Raw genomic sequence first — 16,885 nt, 5'->3', positions numbered from 1 at the left:
TTCTCCTTACAGCACCATGCCGCCGCCGACGTTAATCACTTCACCGTTGATATAGCGCGCGCCGTCAGACGCCAGAAACGCCACGCACTCGCCAACGTCTTTCGCCTCCCCGGCGTAACCCGCGGGTATTTTATTGATCATGATTTGCCAGACGTTTTCCGGGACGCCGCGGGTCATATCGGTATCGATAAAGCCCGGGCAGATGGCGTTGACCGTGACGCCTTTCTTCGCCAGTTCGCGGCAGGCGGTTTTGGTCATCCCCACCACGCCGGCTTTTGACGCCGAATAGTTGGTTTGTCCGACGTTGCCAAGCCAGCTGGCGGAAGCGATATTGATAATGCGGCCCGCGCCGCGCTCGCGCATACGGATGGCGGCCTGCTGCATACAGAGAAAAGTGCCCTTCAGATTGACATCGATCACCGTATCCCAGTCCGCTTCGGAGAGTTTGTGCAGCATGGCGTCGCGGTTGATTCCGGCGTTATTCACCACAATATCCACCGCGCCAAACGCCTCTTCGGCCTGGGAAAACAGCGCTTCGACCTGCGCTTTGTCACCGATATTGCAGCTGATAAACAGCGCCTGTGCGCCCGATTCGCGCAGGGACGCGGCGGCGGCTTCGCCGTGCGCGTCGCGATCGGCGATGATCACGCGCGCGCCTTCCCGCGCAAGCACCTGAGCAATGCCAAAGCCGATACCGCGCGCGGCGCCGGTGACAATGGCGGTTTTACTGGCAAGTTTCATAGCTAATTTCCTTGTGAGTCAGAGGATGAATTCCGGGACAGATGTTCCGCGAGGCCGCAGGGCTGCGGGGTGAACAAGCGGCTGTCCATAACCTGAAGATCCGCGGCGATCGTCGGACGAAAATCCATATGCGCCAGGATGTCGCGCTCAAGATCGATACCGGGGGCGATTTCCGTCAGCACCGGCCCCTCCGGGCGTAGTTCGAAAACCGCCCGTTCGGTGACGTAATGCATGGTTTGTCCTTTGGCGCGGGCCAGCTCGCCGTTATAAGAAATCTGATTAACCCCGGCGACGAATTTACGTACCTCGCCTTCGCGGCGGATATGCAGCGCCCCTTGTTCACAGGCGATCTCCAGCCCTTTGGCGGTAAAAGAGGAGCAGAACACGACGTGGCGGGCATTCTGGGTGATGTCGATAAAACCGCCCGCGCCGGGGCAGGATGCGCCGAGCCGCGTAGCGTTGACGTGGCCGTGCGGGTCCATCTCGCCGGCGCCCATAAAGGTGATATCGACTCCCGCGCCGTTGTAATAGAGCATTTGATCCTGGTGGCCTATCATCGCGCTCAGATTACGACCGATGCCGAAATCAACGCCGCCCGCCTGCTGGCCGCCGTAGATCCCCGACTCCACGGTGATGGTGACCTGCTCGCCGAGCCGTTCTTCGTGAATGATGGCGCCAATAACGTCGTTGGGAATGCCGGTGCCGAGATTGATGACGCAGCCGGGCGTCAGATAGCGGCAGGCTATCCGCCCGATAAGTTTGCGCAGGTCGAGCGGCAGCGGCGCGCTCTGCGCGGCGGGCAGTTGGATATCGCCGCACAGCGCCGGATCGAAGTCCCAACTGGAGGTCTGGCGGTGATCCGTCTGCGGCTCTTCGCACACCACAATGGCGTCAATCAGGTTGCCGGGAACGGTGACGCTTTTCGGATGCAGCGAGCCTTTCGCCACGCGATATTTCACCTGCGCCAGCACCTTCGCCCCATAGCGTCTGGCGGCGAGAACCGCGTGCAGAACTTCCAGCTTCATCACCTCTTCATCGGTCGTGAGGTTGCCGTCTTCATCAGCATGGGTGCCGCGCACAATGACCACGTCCAGGGGAATGGCCGGGTAAAACAGATATTCGGCGCCGCGAAACGTCACGTGCTCGATCAGATCGGGCCGTTCGCGGGTGCGGGCGTTCATCCGCCCGCCTTCCATGCGCGGATCGACAAAGGTACCGAGCCCGACGGGGGAAAGCCTCCCCGCAAGTCCGGCGGCCATCGCGCTATAGAGATGAACGATCTGCCCCTGCGGCAGACACCAGGCTTCCACTTCGTTGTTGTTGATCATCGCCATCCAGCGCGGCGCCAGGCCCCAGTGCGAGCCGATAAGGCGCGTCACCATACCCGGATGGGCGAAGTGCTGGATGCCGCGCTGGCGATCGCTTTGCCCAGCGGCATGCAGCAGCGTCAGGTCGCGCGGTTCGCCCGCGGTCAGAAAGCGCGCTTCGATAGCGCTTAAAATGGACTCCGCCGCGCCGATAAGCGTCATCCCGACGGTGCAGACGGTGTCGCCGCTGGCGACCCGCTGCGCCGCTTGATGGGCGTCGATAAATTTGCTGCTCACTTTTTATCCTCCGTTGATAGCGTGATGATGGATTCCGCGAGGCGCGCTTTGAGCTGCTGCTTGCTCACTTTTCCGTTATGGGTACGCGGTAAAACGCGGGTGAAAATAATGCGCGCCGGCAGCTTAAAGCGGGCGATTTTGACCTTCAGCCAGCCGAGGATCTCTTCGCTGGTCAGGTGGTGCTGACCGTCCGGCACGATAAACGCCACCGGCTCTTCGCCATAGACCGGGCTGGGGGTCGGGATCACGGCAACTTCCCGCACTCCCCGATAGGTAGAGAGGATGTTCTCCAGCTCCAGCGAGTAGATCTTCTCTCCGCCGCGATTGATCATGTCCTTGCTGCGGTCTTTGATGTACAGCCAGCCTTCGTCGTCGAGATAGCCCAGATCGCCGGTACAAAACCAGCCCTGCGCATCGCAGCTCGGGCGTCGTTCGCTGTGCTGCCAGTATTCGCGGATCACCACATCGCCTTTGAGCCAGATATGCCCGATTTGCCCGGCGGGGAGGGGCTGCTGGCGATCGTTGCGGATCGCAATGGCGAGGCCGGGGATCGCCTGCCCCGAGCTGCCGCATTTATCGCTGCCCCAGACATCGCCTGGAAAGATGGTGGCGGGCGAGGTCGTTTCGGTGAGACCGTAGATCGGCTGAATCGCCGTATGCGGAAACAGGGTTTTTAGCTCAGCGATCAGTCCGTCGCTCAGGTGGCCCGCGCCGCAGGCAATCGTGCGTAGCGCGGGGAAATCGCCTGGATGGCTGGCGCTCTGCTCGCGCGCAGCCTGGCACAGCAGGATAAAAATGGTTGGCGAGCCGTGCAGAAAGGTAATGTTCTGCTCGCGCAGGGTGTTGATTACCTGCGGGGCGTTAAACCGGTGCTGTAGCCAGAGGCTCGCGCCGAGGCTAATAAACAGCGCCAGCAGCGCCGACAGGCCGGTGATGTGATAGATAGGCACCGCCAGAATGGTGCTATCCGCGGCGGTGAGATTCAGTTTTTGCGTATAGGCGTCAATCGCGCAGAGCAGGTTATTGTGCGTGATAATCGCCCCTTTCGGCTCTCCGGTGGTACCGGAGGTGAACATCATCACCGCCGTATCGTCGCGGTTAACCGGGACCGGCTGGCGGGTCAGCGGTTCGGGAAGTGAGAGCGCCTGCCATTCGCTGAGTGAAACCGCGCGCGCGTTGGGGGTGTGTTTCAGCCAGTCCTGTACGGTCGCATCGAACAGCACGACCCGCGGGGCGATATGGCCCACCAGCTCCTCGCTCTCGGCCTGCTTAAGCTTAGTGCTGAAAGGCACCACTTCGATGCCCAGACCCAGCGCGGCAAAAAGGACTTCGCAAAAAGCGGGATGATTCCCCCAGGCCAGCAGGATTCGGTCGCCTTTGCGCAGCGACCAGATGCGGTCAAGCTGCGCCATCGCTCGCTGTACCCGCAGGTGAAAATCGCGGTACAGATAGCGCCGATCCTCAAACGCCAGCGCCAGGGCATCCGGGCTGCGGGCGGCGCTGCGGCTCAGGGCCTGGTAAAGATTCTGGAAGTCGGCGGAGGTGCTGCTCATTTGTCTCTCCTGATATTGCGTATTGACTGGAAGTAGTCTGGGGAAATTCAGGAGAGGAAATTGCCGAATGGCTCACAATAGAAAATCAACAAAACGGAAGCAATTTTGTAACATTGCACAATAGGCAGGAGAGGCCGGGTAGGGGGGAGAAATACTGGAATCAGGCAGGCTTTTGTAAAGCCTGAGGAAGCCCGCTTTTAGACCCGTATTAACCGGGTCTAAAAGGGAGAAGGGGATCAGCCCTGCCGCTTAGCGTTTAAAGGCATCGAACTCGAGCCGTTCGCCGTCGGGGCCGCGAATAAGCAGGAAGCGCACATTTTCTTCCTCAATCGGCCCTTCATCGAGCGGATAGCCGAGCGCCGCCAGCCGCTGCTGCACCGCATCCAGGTCGCGGACTTCCAGCGCCAGATGATCGATACCGCAGCGAGGAGCGTCAAAGGGCGTTCCTGCGGGAAGCTGATACAGCTCGAGGACGGCGCCCGCCATTTCCAGGAACGCGACTTCAATAGTGCCCTGCGGCGACGGCTTGCTAAACCGCTGCTGGCGCTGAAAGCCCAGCGGTTCATAGAAGGCAAGCGAACGCGTTAAGTCGCTGACCTGATAGCCAATATGAGCAATCGTGTTGATAAGTTCGCGCATGTTATACCCCCTTACGCACGCACCAGAAACCGTAGAAAGCGACATACACAAAGCACAGGAGCGGAGCGATAAAGGCGATTTGCATATTGCCGCCGTTCATATCCGAGATAATGCCCATCACCAGTGGAATAACGGCCCCGCCGATAATCGACATCACTACGATCGAGCCTGCGGTCTGGGTATCTTTCCCCATGCCCTTAATGACCAGGCCAAAGTTGGTCGGCCAGCATGGCGCCATACAGAAGCTGACCAGAATGAGCGCATAGACCGCCAGCATTGAACTGCTGAATACGGCAACCAATAAAAGGGCGGTGGCGGCCAGGGCAAAGGTGCCGAGCAGCAGCGCCGGATTGAGGCGGTTCATCAGCCAGGTGGCGACGGTTTTACCCACGGCGTAAATCACCAGAGAAGCCAGCAGCCAGTAGGTCGCGGAGTGCTCGCTGGTGCCCTGCTGCACGAGCTGCACAAAGCGGATCGTGAAGCTCCATACGCCAACCTGGGCGCCGACGTACAAAAACTGCGACAGGATGCCGAGGCGAAAGCGCGGGATAACAAACAGGCGTTTCAGCGTTGACCCCATGCTTTCTGTCGGGATCTGCTGCTGTTGTGACGGCGTGCCCTTGCACGACGGGAATTTAATAAACACGAACACCAGCGCCAGCACCACCAGCACGGAGCCGATAATCAGATAGGGCCCGACCACCTGGCCGACCATTTGATGGCGCGCGGCGTCCGCGGCGGCGGCGGGCATCGCCAGCAGCTGTTCATGGCTCGGATCGTTCTCGCCAAAGACCATCACCTGGCCAATCAGCACGCCGGAAATCACCCCCAGCGAGTTGAAGATCTGCGAAAAGTTAATGCGCTGGGTGGAGGATTGAATCGGGCCCAGCAGGCTTGAGTAGGTGTTTGCCGACGTTTCCAGAAAAGAGAGTCCGCAGGCGATCACCCCCAGGCAGGCGAGGAACGCGCCGTAGGTCATGATCTGCGCGGCCGGAACGAACAGGAAACAGCCGAGGGCGTACAGGCACAGCCCAATAATAATCGCCGCTTTATAGGAATAACGCTTAATTAGCGCCGCCGCAGGCAGGGCGACAAAAAAGTAGCCGAGGAAAAAAATCGACTGCACCAGCGCCGTCTGGGTATCCGTTAAATCGAAGCCCTTTTTAAACTGGGCGATCAAAATATCATTCAGGTTGCCCGCCATGCCCCATAGCGCAAACAGGCAACAGACCAGTAAAAATTGCAGCCAGGGGGTGTGCGGTAAATACGCGCTGGTATCCAGTTTTTCATTGTGGACCGCCGCTTTATCGACCTTATCCGTTATTAGCGTACTCATTGAGCTATCCTCTTAATGGTTTTTATACAGTAGGGTTTATGCCATTTCATAATCAGAGGCGGCACGCAAAAGCCGTTCTCGTGCCTCTTCGTAGTCAGGTAAGGATGACGCGCCCTGCTTTTCGACGCTGACGGCGGCATAGGCCGCCGCAAATCGGGCCGCGGTATGCAGCGGTTCGCCGCAGGCCAGCCGCGCCGCCAGCGCGCCGTTGAAGGCATCGCCCGCGCCGGTGGTATCGCGGGGATGAGAAGGAAAGCACGGGATAGGGGATTTCACGCCCTGCTCGCTCAGCAGGGCGCCCTTTGCGCCAAGGGTGATAATGACGTTGCGCGTGCCCTGGGCATGCAGCGCATCGGCGGCCTCGGCCGCGGCCGCGAGACTATCGACCTGACACCCGGTCATTAACCCGGCCTCCGTCGCGTTCGGGGTAAGCAAATCCACTTTACTCAGAAATGCGTTATCAACGGGCTGCCAGGGGGCGGGATTGAGCACCACGAAGGCCCCGGCTGCTTTAGCGGCGTCAACGACCCGTTCAATCGCGGAAAGATTGTTCTCCAACTGAACCAGAACCACATCCGCGCAGCCGATAGCGGGGACGCAGCCGGCGATTTCATCATCGCTCACCGTCATATTCGCGCCGGGATCGACGGCGATCATGTTTTCAGCATCGTTGCCGGCCACATAAATCAGCGCATTGCCGGTGGGGATATCTTCGGCGACCAGCAGCGTCACGGCGTTAAACCCCACGCCTTTCAGATGGCGGCGGGCAAAATGGCCGAAGGTATCATTGCCAATCTTGCCGATGTAGTGGACATTCGCTCCCGCTTTTAGCGCAGCGGTGGCCTGGTTCGCCCCTTTTCCGCCGGCGCTGGTCATACTCCCGCAGGCCACTAACGACTCGCCCGGTACCGGAAAGCGCTCCACCCTGGCCACCATGTCGAAATTGAATGAACCAAAAACGCAGACTTTTCCTGACATCATTCGCTCCTTTATACGCGCTCGGGGGAGTGCAGCGCGGCGGACAGATCGCGGGACATTTTTTCCCAGGCCTGCTCAAGCGGCATATCCGGGCGGAATAAGCCGCTGCTGCCCATCACCAATACCTGCGCTCCGGCGCCCAGCAGCTCACGGTAGGTGGTGCGGTTGCATGAGCCGTCGACTTCCAGCAAGAAGTGGAGGTCGCGGGTCTCTTTTAGCTGATGAAGCTGCGCGATTTTGGCGAGCATTTCGGGAATAAAAGGCTGACCGGCATAGCCTGGATCGACGGTCATCACCGTGACCTTATCGAGCAGATGCAGATAGTGCTGGATGCTCTCAACCGGCGTGGCGGGATTGAGCACCATGCCCACCGCTTTCCCCGCCTGGCGAAGCATATTGATGAGCCGGAAGGCTTCCCGGCAGATGGTTTCCGGATGCAGTGAAATAGCGTCAGCGCCGGCTTCTATTAGCGCCGGGATAAACGAGGCGGGCTCTTCGACCATCAGGTGGACATCGATGGGAAGCGATGTGTAGGGACGAATCTGCGCGACAAAGCTGGCCGATAGCGCCAGATTTTTAACGTAGCGCCCGTCCATCACGTCGACATGCAGCCTGTCGGCTTTGCTATTTAAAAAGCGCAGCTGTTCGGTCACTTTCATCATGTCCATGCACATGAGCGAGGGAGAAAGGTAATAACGCATAAGGCCTCTTTTTATTCCGGTAGTGGCTGATTTCAGGCAAAGTCTGGCCCTGCCGCATGAAGCGGCGTTTCGACATTGCGCGTATTGGCCGTCACGTCATGACGGCGTACTCAGGCGATTTGTAGGCCGACGTTATGCCAGGTCATCTCTTTTTCCAGCAGCGGATCGGCAAACTTTTCGGTAATTAAACAGTCCAGTTCGCCTAAGCCGCCGATGCGCGCGACGCCTGTTCGCCCCAGCTTGCTGCCGTCGACTAATGCCACCGTCTGACGGGCGGCCAGCATCATCTGTTTCAGCAGGGCGGCGTGGGCTTCCGTACCCGCATATAAGCCGCTATCGCGCTCCAGCCCCTGGCAGGAGAAAAAGAGCGTATCGATGGCGTACTCGCGCAGCGTTCGTGAGGCGGTTTCACCGAAGAACGACTCCTCGGTCGGGGAAAAATCGCCCCCCAGTCCTACGAGATGCAACGAGCGTCGGCTCATCAGCGTTTGCAAGATGCGGATGGAGGGCGTAATCACCGTTAGCGCCATCTCCGGCATCTGCCGGGCCAAAAACCAGCTGGTGCTGCTGCCGTCCAGGACGATGGTCTTTCCCGGCTGCAGAAACTGCAGCGCTTTACGGGCAACGCGCATTTTGCCTTCGCTGTGCAGCAGCGTTCTCTGCTGAAAGCTTCCCTGGCTATCTTCGACCGGCAGGGCGGACGCTGCCGCTCGGGTCGTCGGCAGCGGGTTTTCCGCCGCCAGCGCTCCGCCGTGGCTCCGATTTAAGATCCCTTTCCGTTCCAGCTCGCTCAGATCGCGGCGAATCGTTTCCCTTGAGACCCGAGTCGCTTGCGCAATCTCATTCACCCGCATCACGCCGCGTTGGCCCAGCAGTTCAACAATCAAACGATGACGTTCCAGCGGCAACATAGCTCTCTCCTGAAGTACATGATCAGATTACCTTTCCCTTGCGCAGGGCGTTGAGACCTCGGGAATGTCCGACGAAGGCGAGCTTTTCGCTGCCGGACAGTGTGATAGCGCACGCATTTCGGCTGCACTGCCGCCAGCGTTTTTGCTATCTCGCCCGCTATTCAGGCATAAACAAAAACAAACAAAAATAAATGCAACATTGCCTTTGCGCCCGTTTATGACCGTTTACGCCCGCTCTGCGAGGGCACTGTTCATTTCTTGCCTGCTAATTAAAAACAAATGAAAATAAAAAAATGCTAAATCGATCACGTTATTTTCATTTGATGCGTTTTTAAATGGATTTAAGCCGCTTAACAGCATTAAATGAAAGTAATTAAAAACAAAGAGCAGGATGAAACCATGAATGAAACAACCCGTCGTTTTGCACGTTTAGTCGACCTGAGCGCAGTCCAGGCTACCAGTACCGAAGCGGACGTTCGCGCCTGCGCTGAGCTGGCCGCCCGCTACAACATTATTTCCGTCCACGTGCTGCCCTGCTGGACGCGGTTTCTCAGTACGTTGCTGCCGCAGCAGGGTACGGGAGAGGTGATGATCGGCGGGCCGGTCGGCTTTCCCGGCGGCGGGCATGCTACTGATACCAAGGTTCAGGAAGTGCGGCAGCTGATTGCCGATGGCGCCCGCGAAGTCGATATGGTGGTGAACATCGGCAAAGTGTTATCCGGCGATTATGACTATGTGCGCGAAGATTTACGCCGCGTGGTGGACGCCGCCGCGCCGGTACCGGCGAAGGTGATCCTCGAAACGCACTATCTCAATGAGGAGCAGATTCGCCGCGTGTGCGATATCGCCGTAGAGGTGGGGATGAAGTGGGTCAAAACCTCCACCGGCTGGGCGCCCACCGGCGCGACGGTGGAAAAAGTCAGCATCATTGCCGACCAGCTTAAAGGCCGAATCGATATCAAAGGCGCAGGAGGCATTCGCGATCTGGCAACGGTGCGCGCGCTTTACCAGCTTGGCGTCCGCCGCTTTGGCATGAGCCACGGCGCGGTCAGCAAAGTGCTGACTGAACTGGAGCAGCACCCGGAACGCTTTCCCGAGCTGAACGCCGATTAAACTGAGAGACCGCGGGCCTGATGGCCCGCCATAAAACGTCACCGGAGTCAGTGATGAAAGATAAAATACTCACGATTGATGTTGGCACTGGCAGTACCCGCGCCGCTATTTTGCGCGTTGATGGCACGATGGTCGGTTTTGCGCAAAGGGAGTATGAGCAGACCACGCCGCGTGCGGGCTGGTCAGAACAGGCCCCTTCTCTATGGTGGCGGGCCGCCTGCGAATGCATACGCGAGGTGCTCTACCGCTATCCTGAAACGGTTACGCAGATTGCGGTCATTGGCGCCTGCGGACAGATGCACGGCACCGTCCTGCTGGACGACTGCGGCGAGCTGGTGGAGGACCGGGCGCTGCTGTGGAATGACAAGCGTAGCCAGCCGCAGGTGGATGCCTTTGCCGCGCGCGAAGGGCGGGAAAAGTGGCTGGCGCATTTAAATAATCCCCCCGCGGCGGCGTGGCCGGCTTTCAAATTAGCCTGGTGGCGTGAACATCATCCAGAACGTTGGCCAAAGCTCGCCAAAGTGTTAATGCCGAAGGACTATATTAATTTCATGCTCACCGGCGCCCTGGCGACCGACTATAGCGAGGCGTCCTGCTATTTCCTGATGGACAGCGAAACCCGCGCCTGGTCTTCGCAAGCCTGCGAAACGTTTGGCCTGCGGGTCGATCAGCTACCGGAGCTTAAACTTTCCAGCGACATTATCGGCCAGGTGACGCCGCGCGCATCCGATACCACGGGGCTGCCTGTCGGTATCCCGGTGGTGGCGGGTACGTCGGATATGGCGGCCTCTCTGCTCGGTTCGGGCGTGTATGAGCCGGGTATGGCGTCCGACTCCACCGGCACGTCGACGCTGATAACGGTGGTATCGCAGCGGCCGTTACGCCATCCGCTGGTCAATAACCTCCATCTCGCCAACGCGGCCTGGGGCGGATTTACGATTCTGGATGCTGGGGGCGATGCCGTCCGCTGGGCGCGGCTGGCGCTGGCCGATAACCAGATAACGCACCCGCAGCTTTTGCAGGAAGCAGCCGCGGTGCCGGCCGGCGCGGAAGGGCTACTCTTTCTTCCCTATCTGACGGGAGAGCGCCTGGCCGAGCACACGAACTCGCGGGCGCAGTTCTTCGGCCTGCAGCGCAAGCATCGCCGCGGCCATTTATTCCGCGCGGTCCTGGAAGGGGTGGCCTTTGCGTCCTGGCGCAACCTTCGCCAGCTGCAGGCGTGCGGGCAATATCCGCAGCAAATGATCGCTTCCGGCGGCGGCGCGCGCAGCCCGCTGTGGCTTGAAATCAAAGCGGCGGCGTACAATCTTCCGATATTATCCACGCGCAATCAGGAGAATGGCGTCACCGGATGCGGTATTATCGCCGGGGTTGGCGCGGGGCTGTACGCGGATTTTGCCAGCGGCGTGCGGCAGACGGTGCAGTTCGACAAGCTGATTTCGCCGGATCCGCGTCTGCGGGATTATTACCAGGCCTGCAGCGAGCTTTTTGATACGCTCTACCGGCAATCCGCCGCCTTATACGACAGGCTGGATGCGCTGAGCGCGGGGCCAGACTGAAGGTATGCTATCGCGCGGAGAGCGCCGTAAATATAGAGAGAGGCAGAATGTTTGCAGAAGAAAGACAGGAGAAGTTGCTCAGTATTCTCAGGGAAAAACGCAAAGTGGCTGTTTCTGAGATGTGTGACGTCTTTAATGTATCTGGCGCCACCATTCGTGCCGATCTCCGCCAGCTGGAAGAGGAGGGGCTGCTGACCCGTACCCACGGCGGCGCCGTTCTTCGCACGCGGGCGAGCTTTGAACAGGCCTCTGACGCGCGCGAAATCGTTAATCTCAGCGCGAAAGAGCGCATCGGCCAGCGCGCGGCGGCGCTGGTTGAGGATGGTGACATTATCGTGCTGGATACCGGCACCACGACCCTGCATATCGCGCGCAATATTCGCGACAGACAAAACGTCACGGTGGTGACCAACGATTACCAAATCGCCCGCGAGCTGGAAGCCAGCCCCTCTATTCAAACCATTCTGCTGGGCGGGATCGTCAAGAAGGGGTACCACTGCGTGGTGGCGATCAATGGACGCTCCATTCTCGATACATTGAACGTCGATAAAGCGTTTATGGGCGCCAATTCGCTGTCGCTGAAACACGGCGCCTGCGTGGCCGATATCATGCTGGCAGAAACGAAACGCGGCATGGTTGAACACGCCAGCCAGGTGATTATCGTCTGCGACTACAGCAAGCTGAATAACACCTCCCTTGCCCAATTTACCGCCGCGGATCGGATTGATACCGTGGTGATCGATCGTCTGCCCGATGACGTTCAGGCGTATCGCAACGCCGGCATTCAGGTGATCTCGTTGGATGAAGAGGCGCCTCGGTAGCGGGATTTGATTTTGCCTCCACCTGCTGTACAGACGGAGGCAAGATATCAGAAAGAAGCGATAGATTGGCTCCCATTTTTGGCATCGTTACGCAGCAGGGAGCCGACCGTATCTATCCGTTCAGGGCAGCCCCCGGGTTATTGGAGGTCGCTGGCGCAGTTGCATCCTGACACCACAGTTTGTCATAAGCGTAACCGGTAAGATCTTCCACAACATGGCGGGCTTCAGGCGTCACATCCTGCTTGCGACCATGCGCTTTCAGGCGTTCGATCTCGTCGACTAAAATTTTGTGCGTACGCTTGTTCAGATGGAAAGTCAGCGCTTGCCATAGCGCGATGATCAACAGCCCGGCGGTGCCGACAAATAGCAGCATAGCAATCGTGGTGATGGCTTCCTGAGGCTGAACCTGGCTACCTTTCATGAAACCACCGCTCTGTAACAGCAGGCCTACCGCAAAGGTCGCAATGGCAACCGTTGTTTTACGGGAGAAGGTCATCACCGCAGCAAACAGACCTTCGCGGCGTTGGCGGGTTATCATTTCATCAATATCCGGAATAAACGGGAATACGTTCCACGGGGTAAATTCCAGTACGCAGCGGCCGACCTGATAAACGCCCGCGAGGATCACCAGCAGCATTACTTTGTTATCCGTCGGGAACTGATAGACCAGGAAGAATCCGCCGAGACACAGCATCATCAGGGTATAGGCGAAAACATAAAGCCGGGAGGGGCCGTATTTAATGATCGCGACGCCCGCCGCCAGCGTGACCGGCAATCCAACGATACTCATCGACAGCAGCGTTCCCGCCAGAGAGGATGACACATTCAGGCAGTAGACGCAGAAAAAGACAAACACCGTGTTGTAGATATCCTTCGCGGTGAAGGAAAAGAGATAGATAGCCAGGTGTTTACGGAATGCGCGCACCTTCAGGGTAGAGGCGTACTCTTTAAACAAGTTACCGAAGGCTGTGATTTTCTCTCCGAAGGTCGTAGGCTGCGTCTCTTTCTCGATTTCTGCCTGCATTTCCGGCGTTAACTCGCGCTCCCAGGTGACTTTCCAGGAAATGAATACGCAGAGGGTAAACATAACGGCAAAGACTACCCCGTTGATTAAATAGGCATCGGCGTTGTTCTCGCCCAGCCAGCCGATCAACAGGCCTGGAATAAAGGTGGCGAGAAAGGTGCCGGAGGCCGACAGGAACATTCGGCAAGTGGAGAGTTTGGTACGATCGTTAAAGTCTTTGGTCATCTCAGAGGGCAGCGTTTCCCATGGGATAAGCACCATTGCCGCGATAACTTCAAACGCCAGGTAGACCGCGAGATAGAACCAGAAATTCATACCGTTCATCCACAGCAGGATATAAACCAGCATGAGCGGCGCGCCAATCAGCAGGAAGAAGCGACGACGGCCAAATTTTTTACCCAGATAATTTTTATAGAAATGATCGGTGAAGCTGCCCATAAACAGGCTAACGATAGCATCAACAATACGGGCAATCGCCACGATTGAAGCCGCTTCAATCGGCGACAGACCGACAAAAGTGGTATAAAAAAAGAGAAGCCACGCGCCAATGACGGTAAAGGCGCCGCCGCCCATAATATCCGTCAGACCGTAGCCGATACTGACAGGAATGGTTACTTTTCTGTTTTTAAGGGTCATGGTTTATACCTGTCTCAGGCTTGTGAAAAACGGAAATAGCGGCGTGCGTTTTCTACGCAAATATCCCGAATCATTGAGGTAAGAATGTTTTTATCGTCAGGAACTTCTCCATTTTCCACCCATCCTCCAATCAGATCGCAGAGGATCCGGCGGAAGTAATCGTGTCGGGTATAGGAGACGAAGCTGCGGGAATCGGTGAGCATACCGACGAAGTTGGCCAGTAAACCCTGATCGGCGAGCGTATTGAGCTGATTGACCATGCCGCGGCGAGTATCGTTAAACCACCAGCCGGATCCAAACTGCAGCGGTGATTTCACGCCATCTTCGCCGCTCTGGAAGTTAGCGATCGCAGAGGCCACCACATCGTTATAGCCGGCATTGAGGTTATAAAGGATGGTTTTGGGCAGGCCATTGTTCTCGCCCATGGCGTTGAGGAGCGCATTCAGGCTTCCGGCGAGGAGCGTTTGATCGCCAACGGAATCAAAGCCGCAGTTGATGCCCACCTTCTTAAACATTGGTTTGTTATTGTTGCGAATTGCGCCAAAGTGAATCTGCATAGCCCACTCGCGCTGCTTATACATTTTGGCGAGTGCGATAAAAATTGCGCTATCCCACGCCTGCTGTTCGTCTTTTGTCAGGGCCTCGTTCTTCAGACGGCGCTGGAAAAGCGCGGCCAGAGCGGCTTCATCCAGAGGGTTGTAAACGATTTCCAGAGGACCGTGATCGGATATGCGGCACCCTACAGTGTGGAAAAAATCGATACGTGATTCCAGAGCGGCCAGAAAGTCTTGCAAAGAAGCGATACGAATTTGGGTTTTCTCCGCCAGACGGGAAATAAACGTCTGAAAGCTTTCTGGATCGGTATCAAAGAGTTCGTCAGGGCGGAAAGTCGGTAGAACAAGCGGAGAAAAATCACTATTTGCCGCCAGCCGCTGATGATATTCCAGATTATCCAGCGGCCCATCCGTTGTGCACAGGGCCTCGACATTTGAACGGCGTATTAACGCCTGAGGTAAGAATTCTTTGCGGCGTAATTGCTCATTACACCGCGTCATTATTTCATGCCAGTTACGGCTATTTAACGTGTCATCAATGTTAAAATAGTATTTAAGTTCCAGATGGGTCCAGTGATAGAGAGGGTTACCGAAGCAGGCCTCAACGGTTTGCGCCCATGCCGCAAATTTTTCTTCAGCGGTAGCGTTACCGGTGATTTTTTCCTCGGGAATACCATTTGCCCGCATCGCGCGCCATTTATAATGATCGCCTTCCAGCCATAACTGCGTAATGTCGGCGAAAGGTTCATTTTCCCAAATAGCCTTCGCCTCAAGATGGCAATGGTAATCGATAATAGGTTGCTCTCTCGCTATCTCAAGATAGAGTTTTTTTCCTGTCGGACTGCTGATCATAAAACTATCATTTATCAATGGCATAAGTTCTCCAGTAGACGCTGAACACGGTTTTTTTAGCCTAAAGCGCTGTCTGATTTAAATGGATATTGCTTTCTGATAGTGCCTGTGAGCGCCGACATTAAACCCTGCGTATAATTTTAGTCTACTACCATACAAGTGCAAATAGGAAATATGTGACTCAACTCATATTATTTAATGTCGGGCCATTGTGATAACGGTAAGGGGGAGGGGTAATTTATAACTGATGGTAAAAAAGAGGGGCGTAAATGAATTAAAATAGGCGCCATGCGCATTTTATTTCACATATAAATAACAAGTTTTAATAGTGGTTCACTTATTAATATGATGCCTAAAACGTGTGGGACGTTAGAGAGATTTATTTTTTTTAAAATAACTATTGATCTAATAAAACTTACTGAATACTCTTTTTACTACTAGTATGGTAACTATCTCAATGATGAAGGCAGAAGTTAAAATGCAGATGACAATGCGCTGGTTCGGGCCGCAGGAAGATAAAATCCCGCTGGAGTATATTCGACAGGTGCCGGGGGTAGAAGGCGTCGTCGGGGCGCTTTATGATGTTGCCCCTGGCGAAGTCTGGCCGGTAGAAAAAATTAAGGCGTTGATTGAGCAGGCCCACGCCGCAGGCCTGAAGATGGAAGTCATCGAAAGCGTAAACATTCACGATGACATCAAAATTGGTTCAGCGGAACGCGATCGCTATATTGACAACTACAAGCAAACTATCCGTAACCTGGCGGGGTTTGGCGTAAAAGTCATTTGTTATAATTTCATGCCGGTCTTCGACTGGATGAAAACCGATATGAATTATGTGCTACCGGATGGCTCATTAACCATGGCCTTTGAGAAGCGCGGTATTGATAAGTCTCTGGAAGACGTCGTTAAAGAGGTACTGGAGAACGCGAACGGTTTTGCTTTGCCGGGTTGGGAACCTGAGCGTCTGGCGAAGGTTCAGGAGCTGTTCGCGCGCTATCGCGATGTCGATGATACCAGGCTTCGGGAAAATCTGTTCTATTTCTTACGTGAAGTCATTCCGGTATGTGAAGAAGTGGGCGTCAAAATGGCGATCCACCCGGACGATCCGCCGTATTCTATTTTTGGCCTGCCGCGTGTGGTAAAAAATCATGCCGATCTGGCGTTGATTTGCGATACGGTTGATTCACCCGCGAACGGTATCACCCTTTGTACAGGGTCGATTGCCGAAGATCCTGACAATAATGTCTATGAAATTCTGGCTGAATTTACCCGGCGTAAGCGTCTTCACTTTGCGCACGTACGCAATATTAAACTTATTAAAGACAAGGATTTTTATGAGTCGGCGCACCCTTCCGCGTACGGCTCTCTGGATATGTACCGCATAATGCAGGCTCTCCATGATAATGGTTTTGATGGTTATATTCGTCCGGACCATGGTCGCTTTATTTGGGGAGAAACCGGGCGTCCGGGATACGGTCTGTATGACCGCGCATTGGGCGTTACCTACCTGATGGGTCTGTGGGAAGCGCTGGAAAAGCAAAAGTAATTGATTGAAAAACCGGGGCGAATGTCCCCGGTACTCACCTTGCACGGATAATACAAAGCCCCTTGAGGCTTAGAGGCAGCTGATACTGGCTTGCCGTTGCTCTCTGCTCACCCTTTCTTCACAACTTCAATTGTTAGATTTATCGGTCTTTCCTGGCATTGTGCCTATCAGACATGGATTTATTAAGGTTATAGATAGGTTACCACCCCCTCGGGTTTCGCCCGCTAATGATAAAAATAACTATTATTAACTATCTGTTTATTAAGATAAATTTTACATAACGTGCTCGGTTTTATGATGTCAATCACATTTCCCCT

14 protein-coding genes are annotated in these 16,885 nt (G+C 56.0%); 4 read left to right on the top strand and 10 right to left on the bottom strand.

Translation table 11 applies throughout. The features are described 5' to 3' along the window. Positions 1-6: 6 nt before the first annotated feature. The 8 genes from fabG to KOSB73_RS25615 form a co-directional block, all read right to left on the bottom strand. The gene (gene fabG / locus KOSB73_RS25650) at positions 7-741 is read right to left on the bottom strand and encodes a 3-oxoacyl-ACP reductase FabG (protein ID WP_004134466.1); all 735 of its coding nucleotides are present in this window, start codon (positions 739-741) and stop codon (positions 7-9) included. 2 nt (positions 742-743) lie between these two features. Next, a complete protein-coding gene (locus tag KOSB73_RS25645) occupies positions 744-2,345 on the bottom strand; it encodes an acyl CoA:acetate/3-ketoacid CoA transferase (protein ID WP_049131308.1) in 1,602 nt (533 codons plus the stop codon). After that, positions 2,342-3,898 (bottom strand): class I adenylate-forming enzyme family protein, encoded by a 1,557-nt coding sequence (locus KOSB73_RS25640; protein ID WP_098141179.1) that lies wholly within the window; start codon positions 3,896-3,898, stop codon positions 2,342-2,344. Before KOSB73_RS25640 ends, KOSB73_RS25645 begins: the two co-directional genes overlap by 4 nt. A gap of 249 nt (positions 3,899-4,147) precedes the next feature. Then, positions 4,148-4,537: a VOC family protein gene (locus KOSB73_RS25635; RefSeq protein ID WP_004134469.1), complete on the bottom strand. Its 390-nt coding sequence runs from the start codon at positions 4,535-4,537 to the stop codon at positions 4,148-4,150. Position 4,538: 1 nt separating this feature from the next. Further along, positions 4,539-5,873, bottom strand: a complete 1,335-nt coding sequence (gene fucP / locus KOSB73_RS25630; RefSeq protein WP_024358589.1) for an L-fucose:H+ symporter permease — start codon at positions 5,871-5,873, stop codon at positions 4,539-4,541. Between the two features lie 36 nt (positions 5,874-5,909). Next, entirely contained in the window at positions 5,910-6,851 is a 942-nt protein-coding gene (locus KOSB73_RS25625) for a ribokinase (protein WP_049131310.1), read from the bottom strand. 11 nt (positions 6,852-6,862) lie between these two features. Then, positions 6,863-7,552 (bottom strand): D-allulose 6-phosphate 3-epimerase, encoded by a 690-nt coding sequence (alsE, locus tag KOSB73_RS25620; RefSeq protein ID WP_049090254.1) that lies wholly within the window; start codon positions 7,550-7,552, stop codon positions 6,863-6,865. A gap of 110 nt (positions 7,553-7,662) precedes the next feature. Further along, a complete protein-coding gene (locus tag KOSB73_RS25615; protein WP_082237666.1) occupies positions 7,663-8,463 on the bottom strand; it encodes a DeoR/GlpR family DNA-binding transcription regulator in 801 nt (266 codons plus the stop codon). A gap of 363 nt (positions 8,464-8,826) precedes the next feature. Here KOSB73_RS25615 and deoC point away from each other — a divergent pair, with 363 nt between their 5' ends. Genes deoC through KOSB73_RS25600 form a run of 3 tightly spaced genes read left to right on the top strand, consistent with a single transcriptional unit; the run spans position 8,827 to position 11,956 of the window. Continuing rightward, positions 8,827-9,576, top strand: coding sequence for a deoxyribose-phosphate aldolase (gene deoC, locus KOSB73_RS25610; RefSeq protein ID WP_024358585.1), 750 nt, complete (start codon positions 8,827-8,829; stop codon positions 9,574-9,576). A 53-nt stretch (positions 9,577-9,629) separates the two neighbouring features. Continuing rightward, the gene (locus KOSB73_RS25605; RefSeq protein WP_098067216.1) at positions 9,630-11,135 is read left to right on the top strand and encodes a xylulokinase; all 1,506 of its coding nucleotides are present in this window, start codon (positions 9,630-9,632) and stop codon (positions 11,133-11,135) included. 47 nt (positions 11,136-11,182) lie between these two features. After that, the gene (locus KOSB73_RS25600) at positions 11,183-11,956 is read left to right on the top strand and encodes a DeoR/GlpR family DNA-binding transcription regulator (protein WP_004134484.1); all 774 of its coding nucleotides are present in this window, start codon (positions 11,183-11,185) and stop codon (positions 11,954-11,956) included. 112 nt (positions 11,957-12,068) lie between these two features. Here the strand turns inward: KOSB73_RS25600 and KOSB73_RS25595 are convergent, their stop codons facing one another. Together KOSB73_RS25595 and uxaC are read right to left on the bottom strand one after the other, a co-directional pair. Next, complete coding sequence (locus KOSB73_RS25595) at positions 12,069-13,616, bottom strand: MFS transporter (RefSeq protein ID WP_004134486.1); 1,548 nt, start codon at positions 13,614-13,616, stop codon at positions 12,069-12,071. A gap of 14 nt (positions 13,617-13,630) precedes the next feature. Then, on the bottom strand, positions 13,631-15,046 hold the full coding sequence (gene uxaC / locus KOSB73_RS25590) for a glucuronate isomerase (RefSeq protein WP_098141177.1): 1,416 nt from the start codon (positions 15,044-15,046) through the stop codon (positions 13,631-13,633). Between the two features lie 454 nt (positions 15,047-15,500). Here uxaC and uxuA point away from each other — a divergent pair, with 454 nt between their 5' ends. Next, positions 15,501-16,568 (top strand): mannonate dehydratase, encoded by a 1,068-nt coding sequence (uxuA, locus tag KOSB73_RS25585; protein WP_024358582.1) that lies wholly within the window; start codon positions 15,501-15,503, stop codon positions 16,566-16,568. The last annotated feature ends 317 nt before the right edge of the window (positions 16,569-16,885 follow it).

The sequence above is a fragment of the Klebsiella grimontii genome (assembly GCF_900200035.1).
In the GTDB taxonomy this organism is placed as follows: Bacteria; Pseudomonadota; Gammaproteobacteria; order Enterobacterales; family Enterobacteriaceae; genus Klebsiella; species Klebsiella grimontii.
Note: the sequence above shows the minus strand (reverse complement) of the source record. Positions and strands in the feature narration are given on the sequence as shown.